Annotated in this window: 11 protein-coding genes; all 11 read right to left on the bottom strand. The window is 39.5% G+C overall.

Going from position 1 to position 11721, the window contains the following annotated elements:
• Positions 1-4 precede the first annotated feature (4 nt).
• Genes trpE through recA form a run of 11 tightly spaced genes read right to left on the bottom strand, consistent with a single transcriptional unit; the run spans position 5 to position 11542 of the window.
• Complete coding sequence (trpE, locus tag KJ593_05720; protein ID MBU2541377.1) at positions 5-1492, bottom strand: anthranilate synthase component I; 1488 nt, start codon at positions 1490-1492, stop codon at positions 5-7.
• A gap of 3 nt (positions 1493-1495) precedes the next feature.
• Positions 1496-1864: a phosphoribosyl-AMP cyclohydrolase gene (gene hisI / locus KJ593_05725; protein MBU2541378.1), complete on the bottom strand. Its 369-nt coding sequence runs from the start codon at positions 1862-1864 to the stop codon at positions 1496-1498.
• Positions 1861-2616, bottom strand: coding sequence for an imidazole glycerol phosphate synthase subunit HisF (gene hisF, locus KJ593_05730; protein MBU2541379.1), 756 nt, complete (start codon positions 2614-2616; stop codon positions 1861-1863). The genes hisI and hisF overlap by 4 nt, the downstream gene beginning before the upstream one ends.
• An 8-nt stretch (positions 2617-2624) precedes the next feature.
• Complete coding sequence (locus KJ593_05735) at positions 2625-3386, bottom strand: 1-(5-phosphoribosyl)-5-[(5-phosphoribosylamino)methylideneamino] imidazole-4-carboxamide isomerase (protein MBU2541380.1); 762 nt, start codon at positions 3384-3386, stop codon at positions 2625-2627.
• A 9-nt stretch (positions 3387-3395) separates the two neighbouring features.
• Positions 3396-3995: an imidazole glycerol phosphate synthase subunit HisH gene (hisH, locus tag KJ593_05740; protein MBU2541381.1), complete on the bottom strand. Its 600-nt coding sequence runs from the start codon at positions 3993-3995 to the stop codon at positions 3396-3398.
• Positions 3992-4594, bottom strand: a complete 603-nt coding sequence (locus KJ593_05745; protein ID MBU2541382.1) for an imidazoleglycerol-phosphate dehydratase — start codon at positions 4592-4594, stop codon at positions 3992-3994. The genes hisH and KJ593_05745 overlap by 4 nt, the downstream gene beginning before the upstream one ends.
• Before the next feature lie 24 nt (positions 4595-4618).
• Entirely contained in the window at positions 4619-5839 is a 1221-nt protein-coding gene (gene hisD, locus KJ593_05750; GenBank protein MBU2541383.1) for a histidinol dehydrogenase, read from the bottom strand.
• Positions 5836-8484, bottom strand: a complete 2649-nt coding sequence (gene alaS / locus KJ593_05755) for an alanine--tRNA ligase (GenBank protein ID MBU2541384.1) — start codon at positions 8482-8484, stop codon at positions 5836-5838. Before alaS ends, hisD begins: the two co-directional genes overlap by 4 nt.
• A gap of 10 nt (positions 8485-8494) precedes the next feature.
• The gene (locus KJ593_05760; GenBank protein ID MBU2541385.1) at positions 8495-8974 is read right to left on the bottom strand and encodes a recombination regulator RecX; all 480 of its coding nucleotides are present in this window, start codon (positions 8972-8974) and stop codon (positions 8495-8497) included.
• Positions 8971-10500 carry a Do family serine endopeptidase gene (locus tag KJ593_05765; GenBank protein MBU2541386.1) on the bottom strand — a complete coding sequence of 510 codons (1530 nt, stop codon included), beginning with the start codon at positions 10498-10500 and terminating at the stop codon, positions 8971-8973. The genes KJ593_05760 and KJ593_05765 overlap by 4 nt, the downstream gene beginning before the upstream one ends.
• A 13-nt stretch (positions 10501-10513) precedes the next feature.
• Entirely contained in the window at positions 10514-11542 is a 1029-nt protein-coding gene (gene recA / locus KJ593_05770; protein MBU2541387.1) for a recombinase RecA, read from the bottom strand.
• Positions 11543-11721 lie beyond the last annotated feature (179 nt).

Genomic DNA, 11721 nt, shown 5'->3' on the forward strand with positions numbered 1-11721 from the left:
CCTCCTATCCTATTTTTAACGCTTCTAACATTGCCTTTGCCTTATTAACAGTTTCCTGATATTCCTTTTTTGGCTTAGAATCAGCAACAATACCAGCGCCTGCCTGAACATAAGCCTTATTGCCTTTAATCAGAATTGTGCGAATCGTAATACATGTGTCAAGATTTCCCGCAAAACTAAAATAACCAACGCATCCAGCATAAGGACCTCTGCTGAGACCCTCCAACTCCTCAATAATCTCCATTGCCCTGACCTTGGGTGCGCCGGTAACAGTACCTGCAGGAAAACATGCTATAAGTAATTGAAATATATCGCATGTCTTTTTTAAGATTCCCTGAATACTTGATACAATATGCATTACATGTGAATAATACTCAATCTTCATAAACTCAGCTAGGTTAATGCTCTTAAATTTACAAACCCTGCCCAGATCGTTTCTTCCTAAATCCACAAGCATTGTATGCTCTGCCCTTTCTTTAGCATCAGCCAGTAATTCCTTTTTCAATCGTTCATCCTCTGCATCGCTTACTCCTCTAGGACGCGTCCCGGCAATTGGCCTTGTCTCTACCTTTCCTTGCTCATAACGAACCAGCATCTCGGGTGAAGAACCGACGAGAGAAAAATTCCCTAATTTTAAAAAAAACATATAAGGCGAAGGATTTATTGAACGGAGATTGCGATATAGTGAAAATGACTGTCCGCGAAAATCAACTGAGAACCTCTGGGATAAAACTACCTGAATAATATCCCCTTTTCTTATATAATCCTTGGCCTTGGTTACAGCCTGCAGAAAATCTTTTTCTTTTAAATTGGAAGTGATCTTGAATTTATTTTTGCTTTTTTTCAAAGATTCTTTTCTACCCTTGACAACTCTATTTTTTAGCCTGCGATGATTCCCTTCAATAACAGCCAGAGAATTCCTATAAGCCCTTTTTAATGCAGCGGGAGATTTATCTTTAGCAATATAGGCACAAGATACAATCTTTATTGTCCTTTGGATATGGTCAAAAATCAAAAGATCCTTAGCGAGCATAAGAGTAGAATCGGGTAACCTTAAATCGTCTTTATTTATCTTGGGCAATCTTTCAAAAAAACGCACACAGTCATAACCAATATAGCCGACAAGACCGCCGCAGAATCTTGGTAGGCCCGCTAAATCTACGATCTTAAAAGAACTCATAATTTTTTTTATCTCTTCCAGAGGGTGGGTTAGCGTTGTAAAAGTGCGGGTTTTCTTTTTGGCTCTATCGATTATCTTTATTCTTTTGCCTTTTGACTGAAAAACCATAATAGGCTGAGCTGCCAAAAATGAGAATCTGCCGATTTTCTCCTGTTCTTCAACTGATTCCAATAGAAACGAATAACTGCCATCTGCAATCTTAGAATAGGCGCTTACAGGTGTTTCTAGATCTGCTAGAATCTGTTTATACACCGGTATCAGATTTCCCTTTTTAGCTAACTTTAAGAATTCTTTTTCGCTTGGATAAATCATAATCTATTTGATCTTTCGATAAAAACAACTTCTGCTGCCTGTATGACATGCGACCCCAATCTGCCTGACCTTTATTAACAGGGTATCTTTATCACAGTCATAAAAAATTTGTTTAACAACTTGAAAATTTCCAGAGGTCTCTCCCTTGGTCCAGAATTTCTTTCTTGAACGTGACCAAAAACATGTCTTGGCATCTTTTAATGTTTTTGAAAGTGAGTCCTTATTCATATAAGCAAGCATCAAGACTTCTTTAGTTTTATAATCCTGGATAATAGCCGGGATTAATTTGTTCTTATCAAACTTCAACTTGAGATTTCTTGCACACTTTTGTAATGACTTAAGATTTTTCGTTTTTCTTTTTTTTGTCTTCATAATCTTACTGGAATGCCTCTTCTTTTTAAATATCTTTTTAAATTTGGAATACTTAGCTTTCGAAAATGAAATAGGCTTGCTGCCAAGGCTGCATCTGCTTTAGCCTTAATCAAGACATCAGCAAAGTCAGAAACCCTGCCAGCTCCGCCTGATGCAATGACTGGAATCGATAAGGCAGAAGTCATTTTTCTTGTCAGTTCTAAATCAAAACCTTCCTGAGTCCCGTCCGCATCCATACTCGTAAGCAATATCTCTCCTGCCCCTAACCTTTGAGCCTTCTTTGCCCAGGAAATTGCCTCTAACCTACGAGGCACTCTTCCGCCATGACTGTAAACCCTAAATATCTTTCCTTCACGCCTTGCGTCAATTGCAACTACAATGCATTGTGCGCCAAAACGACGCGAAGATTTCTTAATAAGTTGCGGATTCTCAATTGCTGCTGTATTAATGCTTATCTTATCTGCGCCGGCATTTAAGATTTCACGCATATCATTGATGTCTCGTATGCCGCCGCCAACAGTAAAAGGCATAAATACAGCCTCAGCTGTCCTTGCTACTACATCAAGTAGAATGTTTCTCTTTTGAAAGCTTGCGGTTATATCTAAGAAAACGAGCTCATCTGCACCTTCTTTCTCATAAATCTTTGCAATCTCAACAGGATCACCTGCATCTCTAAGATTTAAAAACTTCACTCCTTTTACAACGCGGCCATCCTTAACATCAAGACAAGGGATTATTCGTTTGGTCAACATATCTCTATCTAGCTTAGCGCTTGCCTAAAATCAAGTTTTCCTTCATAAAGGGCCTTGCCCACAATTGCTCCATAAAGAGAATTTAGTTCCTTAAGTCGCTTAATATCAGATAGAGTAGTAATACCTCCGGATGCAATCAAGTTTAAATTTGAGAAATTCCGCGCACAGGCTAAAACTACTTCAATTGCCGCAAAATCCGGCCCTGTCATTGTGCCATCGCGCGCAATACTAGTAAAATTAATAAACCTGATTCCATAATCATAGAATTTTTGCAAGATATCACCTAAATTCACCTCTTGTGATTTTAACCACCCAAAATTGGAGACATCCATAATTATTTCAGTAGTCCCATCCTTCTTCTCTCTGATGTTGATAAATTTTGCATCAATGCTTACGGCAATACGTTCACCTGCCATACCTTTAAAATTATCCAAAAATGAATAATCCGAGAATACCTTTGAGCCAAGCACTACACGCCTGGCCCCTGCATCTAAGAATTCATTAATTATAGCAACGTCCCTCAGGCCACCGCCTACCTCTACTTCAACAGAGGTCGCCTTTATTATTTTAACTAGCAGGTCTTTATTTATGGGTTTGCCTTCTAGGGCTCCGTTTAAATCCACGATGTGTATAAGCTGCGCCCCTTGATCTTGCCAATGCAAAGCAGCCTCCAGAGGATCCTGGCCATATTGAGACTCTTTAGAAAAATCCCCCTGATACAGCCTTACGACCTTGCCATCTTTGATATCTACTGCTGGAATAATTAACATTGCTTAAACCTACTTTAAAAAGTTACTTAAAATCTTAAGTCCTGTTTTTTGGCTCTTCTCAGGATGAAATTGAACGCCATAGATATTGCCCTTAGAAAGCACACTGCAGTAACTGCGGCCATAAAAAGTCCCGGCTGCAATTACGCGCTTGTCTTTTGGCTGACAATAAAAAGAGTGACAAAAATATACGAATGATTTATTCTTTATACCCTTAAATAGCTTACAGGTTCTGTCTCTTATCTCCAGCTGGTTCCAGCCGATTTGCGGCACCTTTAATCTATTTGAGAAACGCTTAACCTCACCTTCAACTATACCAAGACCTCTTACGCCGGGAGCCTCTTGACTCCTACTAAACAATAGTTGCATTCCCAGGCAGACCCCTAAGAAAGGAGTACCACAAGCTATCTTTTCCTTTAACAAATCGAATAATTTTAACTTTTTTAACTCCCTTACAGCATCAGCAAATGCCCCTACCCCAGGCAGAATAATCTTACTTGCAGCCAGAATTTTTTTTCTCTCTGCAGTAATAATTACATCTTTTTTAGTCAAAAGACAGGCCTTGAGCACAGAACGTAAGTTGCCCATCATATAATCAACGACTACAATCATAGATCTATCACGCCTTTTGTAGAAGGAATGCCTTTTCTGCGTTCATCAATGGTAGAAGCGCTATCTAGAGCAATAGCCAATGCCTTAAAAAGGGCCTCAAAATAGTGGTGAGAATCAGTTCCTTTACCAGCTGGATCATGAGGGATTCTAATGTGGAGGGTAATCTTTGCGTTGTTTACAAACTTATCCAAAAAGTCAAAAAATGCACCTTTTTTTAGATCAAGGTTGTCTTCATTAATAGGTGCAGGATCGCTTACCAATTTTGGTCTTCCGCAAATATCCACAGAAACATCAACTAATATCTCTTCCATTGGCACAGAACCAGTTCCAAACCGTCTAATAGAAAACGTATCACCTACAGCCTGCCTAAAGGCATTGCCTAAGGCAATGCCAATATCTTCCACTATGTGATGACTCAAATCACCTTTTGCCTTTAAATCCAAATCAAAAAAACCATGAAAAGCAAATTCGCTTAACATGTGATTTAAAGAGTCATAAGGGGTCTTGATATTCTGCTTGCCTTCACCATCTATAGTCAAGCTACCGCTTATGTCAACCTCATTAGTTTTTCTTTCAATTAAAGCTTGTCTTTTATTCATATTAAACCCCTTTGGTTTTTATATTTATTTAAAACGTACCTTAACAGACTCAATATGTTTAAGGAGTCCTTCTGCAGAACCAATTTTCTCCAAAGGCTCCTTAACTTTCTCTAGCGCCTTTTTCGAATACCAGATTACATGTGTAGACTTAAGAAAATCATAAAGCCCTAATCCTGAAAAAAAGCGTGCGCTTCCTCCTGTAGGCAAGACATGACTTGGTCCAGCAACATAATCTCCCACTGCAACTGGGCTATAGGGCCCTAAAAATACAGCGCCTGCATTTTTTATCTTTTTAAGGAGACGCCTGGGATTATTAGTGAGAATCTCTAAGTGCTCCGGCGCAACCTTATTAGCTATCTCTACTGCCTGCTCGAGATTTTTAGTAATAATTATATATCCAGACTGAACTTCTGCCTTTAGCTGACGAGCCAGACGCTTGGAATTAGTAATCAAAATTGCCAATCCTTCCGCATGTTCTCCTTGAGCCAAAAGATCTGCTTTTACAAATTCAAAGTTTGAATACCGATTAGCAATAATCAATAATTCTGTCGGACCAGCAAGCATATCTATATCGCAAATTCCAAAGACTTGTTTTTTTGCTTCCGTAACATATCTATTTCCCGGACCAACAATCTTATCTACGCGAGGAATAGTCTTTGTCCCAAAGGTCAAGGCAGCAATCGCCTGAGCACCGCCGACCTTATATATTTCATTTACTTTCAGAAGATCTGCTACCACAAGTATGTGTGGATCAACAAAGCCTAAATTATTAGGTGGGGTGACCAGCGCGATACGCTTTACTCCCGCAAGTTTTGCCGGAAGCACTGACATATAAACACTCGAAAAAAGCGGCGCTGTACCAGCAGGTATATATATACCAACATTTTCTATAGGGCTGACCTGCTCGCCTAAAACAACACCATCGCTATTTCGTATCTTCCAGGATTTTTTAATCTGTTTCTTGTAGAATCTATTAACGTTCTCAATGACTACCTTGAGGGTAGAAATAAAATCAGGACTGATATTCTGATAGGCACCGCTTATTTCTCTTTCTGAAACACGCAATTGCTTAACTGTAAGCTTAACCTTATCAAACTTGCGCGTATATCTAATAAGCGCCTCATCGCCAAATAGACGCACGTCATTTAGAATCTTACTGACACATTCACGTATACGTTTCCTGTCGATAAAATTGCGGTTATAAATTTTTTCCAAATCTTTGCTATTGGCTTTAAGAATTTTCATTTTTTAATCTTGTCCTTATTAATTTTTAAAATCTCTGGTATCTCTCCTATAAGCTGTTGAATTTTATCGCTATCACAGGAGCCCTGCGCAAGTTTAGATCTTCCGCCTCCACTTGCAAGCGCGCCCATCTGGCTAATCCTTGCTATCAAAACATGAAGTACGCCCACATCAGAGCCTTTATCAGCAGCCTGATATCCAGCCTTTACTAAATCATCCGTCATTTTTACAACAAAAATTCCTTTTTTTTCTAAAATCGACCCTAAAACTATAATTAACCCCTGAGCCTTCTCTTCAAGAAAATCCGTCAATCTGCGTAATTGGTCACGATCACAATCTTTTAAAAAGATAGAGATGCATTTAACTCCTTCTTCAATCTCTCCTGCCTGCTCTAAAAATGAAGAGATTTCTTCTTTAAATGTCTTTTCTTTGACCTCAACTGAATGATGCCGCAATTCCTTTTCTCTGGATTCTTTTTCTTTCCTTAGGCGTTCTTCGCTCTCTTTTTTCTTCTTTTGTGCTTGGAAATCTCTTGCATATTTCTCAGTGCAAGCCTGGATTCTTCTAATCCCGCTTGCAATAGATGATTCCTTCATTATTTTAAAAAAACCAATTTGACCGGTTGATTCTAAATGTGAACCGCCACATAATTCCTTTGAATAATCACCGATTGAGACTACCCTCACAGAATCTTCATAGCGATCGCCAAAGAATGCCAAAGCACCTCTGGCCTTTGCACTTTCTAAAGAGGTAATCTCTTTATTTAATTTATCATTTAAGACTATAAAGCTATTAACTAAATCTTCAATTTTTCCTAACTCTTCATTTTTGATTGCCCTCGGATGTGTAAAATCAAAACGAAGATAGGAGTCAGTTACCAGGGAACCTTGCTGGCGTACATGCGGACCTAAAATCTTGCGCAACGCTGCCTGTAATAAATGCGTTGCTGTGTGATTTCTCATTATAGCCAATCTACGCTCATAATCTATAGAGGCACGCACCTCATCATTTATCGCAATCTCTCCTTTTAGAATTTTACCTTTATGTACTATTGCCCCTTCAATTGCCAAGGTATTAATTATCTCAATTTTCGTTTTTTCGTTTTCTAAAAAACCTGTATCACCCACCTGACCACCACTCTCAGCATAAAAGGGTGTCTTATCCAAGATTATTTCAACAAAACTAAGACTTTTGGCCTTACCAATGTGAGACTTTTTCTTACCTTCCTCTTTAAATATAGCTATGACTTTTGCGGAAATGGTTTTGGCATCTACAAATTCAATGTCTGAGCGCTTAAAATCATATAATTTTTCAAAAATCGAGCTTGAAAGCTTCGACGCACCCCGGGAACGCTTACGCTGCTTATCCAAGAGTTTTGAAAATTTTTTCTTGTCACATCTGATTTGGAATCTTTCAGCCTCTTTTTCCATCAGGTCCCAAGGCAGGCCAAACGTATCATAAAATTTAAACAAGGTTTCTGCTGGAACCTCAGAAACACTCTTATCTCTCAATTCCTTAACTGCCTCAATAAATTCTGGAACGCGCGTCTTTAAGGTATCTATAAAACGTTCTTCTTCGGCCTGAATAATTGAAGCTATATTTTCACGCTGGGCTCCTAAGTCTGAATAGGCCTTCTGCATTTTTCGCACCAAGCTGTCAACTAACTTATACAAAAATGCGCTCTCTATGCCTAATTCTCTTCCAAAGGCAGAGGCGCGCCGAATAAGACTCCTGATTACATAACCTCTTTCTTCGTTAGAAGGATATATGCCATCAGCAATTCCAAAACAAACTGCACGCAGATGATCTGCTATGGCCCTGACTCTGAATTTCTTCTTAAGTTCATCCAGATGAATATCTTCCGAAACTAAAGTCAAGATCTCGCCAATTATAGGTGTAAATAAATCTGTCTCGTAATTAGTCTCTACATTCTGCATTACAGCGCAGAGTCGCTCTAAGCCCATACCTGTATCAATGTTTTTCTGGGGTAAAGGATAAAGCTGAGCATCGGCCTTGCGTTCAAATTGGGTAAATACGAGATTCCACACCTCCACAAAACGTCCACAGTCACATGCAGGAGAACAGCTTTTATTACCGCATCCGACTTTTGTACCTAAGTCAAAGAATATCTCTGAGCAGGGTCCACAAGGACCGTTGGGGCCTTTAATCCTTGCCTCAGAAGGCCAAAAATTTTCTTTATCTTGAAATTTTAAGATTCTTTCTTTATTGATTCCGATATCTTCTAGCCATATTGAAAAACTCTCATCATCTTCAGTGTATACCGAAACCCATAATCTAGATTTATCTATCTTCAATTCTTGCGTTAAAAATTCCCAGGCAAGTTGAATTGCCTCTTTCTTAAAATAATCACCAAAGGAGAAATTCCCCAACATCTCAAAGAATGTATGGTGCCCGCTTGTTTTTCCTACCCTCTCCAAATCACCAGTGCGCAAACACTTCTGACAAGTAGCAACCCGCCCGGATTTAACATCAATGCCTAAAAACTGGTTCTTAAATTGATTCATGCCGGCTGAGGTAAAAAGTACACTCGGATCAGATGTAGGAACTAAAGAATCGCTCGGCATTATCTTATGAGCGTGTCTTTGAAAAAAATCGAGAAACTTCCCTCTTAAGGTATCTGCATCCATAAACTATTTTCTAACGGCTAATTGTTCTATCTAAAACTGTTATAATGTCGCCGGAGGAGAATCCCCTGCCTAGCAGGTAGCGGTATAACTTCCCTTTGACTTTGATTCCATCCTTCTCTTGCTTGCGAAGTGAGCGCATTTTTTTGTTTGTTAATGAGGCAAGGACATCTGACTCTGAATCCTTAAATCTAACTTGTTGCAAAATCAACTTCAGGATATCCTCACCTATGCCCTTTTGCCTTAATTCAAGAATGATTTTTTTTAATCCGAAGCTTGACTTTAGGCGAAAATCTATCCATTCTCTGGCAAATCTCGCATCATCAACGTAGCCTAAGCTCTCCAATCTTGAAATTACCTTCTTTATTGTCTGGGAAGAATATTTTCTTCTATAAAGCTTATCTCTTATTTCCTTTTGGCTACGATTTCTATAGGCCAGGAGACGAAACACATAATTCTTAGCCCTAGCCTCATCCTGCTCGAATCGCTTCATTTGGAAGAAATGACAAAATAACCACGCGATGTCCTGACTAGACAATCGCCTTTTACGTTTTCCTTAATCCGGTTAAAATCAACGATATTGGAAACCTCATTTTTGTTTAATTCCACTATTATATCACCCACAACTATACCAGCATCATCAGCCAGGGAAGCTGGTTCTACATCAACTACTACTACGCCGTTTCTTTCTTCGATTTTATAACGGCGTCTAAGCGACTCGTTTAAGCCTTCAACGGCCAATCCCCGCCATCTTTCCTTAATGTCACCTGAGTCAACTCTGCCAGATGCTAATTTTTCTTCACTCGGCCGCTGGCCAATCTTAACCTGTAATGTTGTGCGTCTTCCATCGCGCATAACAACAATTTTAGCCTTGTTTCCTACAACACTCTCACCTACAACCTTAAGAAGATCGCGAGTATCTTTTATTCTATTATTATCAAATTCCAAAATCACATCTGAACTCTTCATGCCTGCTTCCTTAGCAGGTCCATCCTCAAGCACGTTCACTACCAAAACTCCTTCTGCCGAATCCAATTTCATATATGTGGTTAATTTTTCATCAATATTCTGGATCGTAATCCCAAGCCAACCGTATACAACTTCCTCGCCTTTTATCAATTTTGAAACTATACGCTTGGCATTATTTATGGGAATAGCAAATCCTATGCCCTCATAGCCACCGCTGGTAGAAAATATTGCCACGTTTATACCAATAATCTCTCCCTTAAGATTAACCAACGGCCCGCCTGAATTACCAGGGTTGATTGCTGCATCAGTCTGGATAAGATCAGAATAATCCTTTTCCCGGCCAAAGGCACGCCCTAAAGAACGATGCAAGGCACTTACAACCCCTGCGGTAACAGTAGGCTCTGGATTCTGCAAGGCAAAACCAAAAGGATTACCAACAGCAACAACCCATTGCCCAATCTTTAATTCACGAGAGTCACCCAGGACTGCAGTAGGCAGATTATTCGCATCAATCTTAATTACTGCCAGATCAGAACGCGAATCAGAGCCCTTAAGCACTGCCTTGAACTCTCTGCCATCAGAAAGTTTTACTGTCAACTTATCTGCATTTTTCACTACATGTTCATTTGTGAGGATGTAGCCGTTAGCATCAATTATAACGCCTGAGCCCAGACCTATACTCTTAAACTCTCTATCCGGCAACTGACCAAGAAAATCGTCAAAGAATTTATTGAAGAAATCATCCTCAAAAGGACCTTCGCTAAAAGGAGCGCTATATCTCTTGCTATATTTTCTCTGCTGTACAGATTCTGAACTTATAGACACAACCGCCTTGCCTATTCTCTCAGCAACATTGATTACGGCATTCTCAAACGAGTTATCCTCAAATACATTTGCCTGGCTGCCTGATGTATAATCAAAATCAGCACTCTGCGTCTTAGTGTCTATATTAAACCTTGCTGTCAGAGTCAAGCCAATAATCAACCCGACTAAAAGGGCAAACGAAAGCAGGGCAAATTTATTCTTTTGAAAAATATTAAACAGAAACATAAAATATCCTCCTTTACATTTTATCCTTAATAGCTTCCTTAATCTTTGCCTCAATCTCTTTTATAAGTTTTTGATTATCTTTTAGATATTGCTTTGCCTTTTCTTTACCTTGGCCTAATTTTAGTTTTTCATATACATACCAGGTCCCAGATTTTTCGACAATTTCGCATTTGGCCGCAGTATCTAATAAATTGCCTAACCAATCAATGCCTTCCTTGTAAAAAATTTCAAATTCTGTTTCTTTAAATGGTGGCGCAACTTTGTTTTTTACAATCCGCGCCCTTACTTTATTGCCGATAACCTCATCGCCAGATTTGATGACTCCCAGACGGCGCAAATCAATTCGCACTGATGAATAGAACTTTAAAGCCCTGCCACCCGGGGTTGTCTCAGGATTCCCAAACATAATCCCAATCTTCATCCTAATCTGATTAATAAAAATCACGGATGTCTTGGATTTACTGATAGCGGCAGTAAGCTTTCGCAAGGCCTGGCTCATTAGGCGCGCCTGTAATCCAATAAATGTATCTCCCATTTCACCTTCAATCTCAGCACGCGGGGTCAAGGCAGCGACAGAATCAATAACTACTAGATCTACGGCATTAGAACGGACTAGGGTCTCTACGATTTCCAATGCCTGTTCTCCAGTATCAGGCTGAGAAATCAACAAATCATCAAGATTAATACCTATTTTCTTGGCGTAGGCAGAATCAAAGGCATGTTCAGCATCAATAAAAGCCGCCACCCCGCCTTTTTTCTGGGCCTGGCATATTACGCTTAAAGTAAGTGTTGTTTTTCCCGATGACTCTGGGCCAAATATCTCTATTACCCTGCCGCGCGGTATACCTCCGACGCCTAAAGCCAAATCAAGGGAAAATGCACCTGTTGGTATTGAATCTATATTCAAAACCACATTTGAACCCAACTTCATAATCGAGCCCTTACCAAATTGTTTCTCAATCTGATTAAGGGCTAATTCCAAGGCCTTCTGACGCTCATTAACACTTGTGGATACGTCTTCTTTTTTCTTAGGAATACTCATATTTCTCCTCCACTTTGCTCTTCCCATATAATCCCTCGGATTGTATGGGGCACAATACACAGGTTTACACAGATTAAAGCAGAAATCTTCATTTGCAGGGTGAAAGGCGGGATGCGACCTTATCAAGGCCTCTTCATCCTCATATTATCAGCTCAAATTCAGGTAGAATCTAGGAAAAT

The organism is Candidatus Omnitrophota bacterium, assembly GCA_018830005.1.
GTDB lineage: Bacteria > Omnitrophota > Gorgyraeia > JAHJTE01 > JAHJTE01 > JAHJTE01.